The sequence below is a fragment of the Mesorhizobium sp. M7D.F.Ca.US.004.03.1.1 genome, assembly GCF_003998635.1.
In the GTDB taxonomy this organism is placed as follows: Bacteria; Pseudomonadota; Alphaproteobacteria; order Rhizobiales; family Rhizobiaceae; genus Mesorhizobium; species Mesorhizobium loti.
This window is the reverse complement of sequence record NZ_RZQG01001546.1, coordinates 1-775: the sequence shown is the minus strand read 5'-3', so window position 1 is coordinate 775 and position 775 is coordinate 1. Positions and strand designations below refer to the sequence as shown.

The 775-nt window shown below is 59.6% G+C and carries 1 protein-coding gene; it reads left to right on the top strand.

What is annotated here, in order from left to right:
* Window positions 1-775 (top strand): M20/M25/M40 family metallo-hydrolase (locus EN935_RS38570; protein WP_164771854.1); only part of this gene is annotated, 775 nt, incomplete at both ends.

Genomic DNA, 775 nt, shown 5'->3' with positions numbered 1-775 from the left:
CATGGACGTGGTGCCTGTCGCGGGACAGAACTGGACGAGCGATCCGTTCGCGTTGACCGAACACGAAGGAGCGCTGTTTGGACGAGGCACCACGGACATGAAAGGCTTCGTCGCGGCATGCCTTTCGGTTGCGCGCCTGGCCGCTGCAGCATCCTTGCAACGTCCGCTGCATTTCGCCTTCTCCTATGATGAAGAAGTTGGCTGCGTCGGCGCAGGCCCAATGATCGATTACATTGCCGACCATTTGCCGACACCAGCTTGCGTGATCGTCGGTGAGCCAACAGGCATGGTGCCCGTTAACGCCCACAAAGGCGCCTACGATTGGCGAACCGTCGTCACCGGTTTGGCCGCACATTCGAGCATGCCGCGTCTCGGCGCTCATGCGATCTATGCCGGAGCGCGCCTGATCACGCTTGTCGAGTCAATTCATGATCGCTTGGTCGCTATGCCGGATCCGGGAAGCCCGTTTGAAACACCCCATCCCACGTTGTCTGTCGGCATAGCGCGAGGGGGATCAGCCGGGAATATCATTCCAGCTGAATTCAGTTTCGAATGGGAGGCGCGCACCACAAGCCCGGGACAGGCGGAAGCAATAATCGAAAGCTTCACGGTCCAGGCCGAGTCCAAAGTCTTACCCAGGTTACAGGCAACGCACCCGCTTGCATCGATCGTCTCAACCTCGTTATTCAAGGTTCCACCGTTGGTTCCTGAAGCCCGTGGCGCGGCCGAACATCTTGCCCTCCAATTCACCGGAGCAGCGCGTGCCGACGCCGTA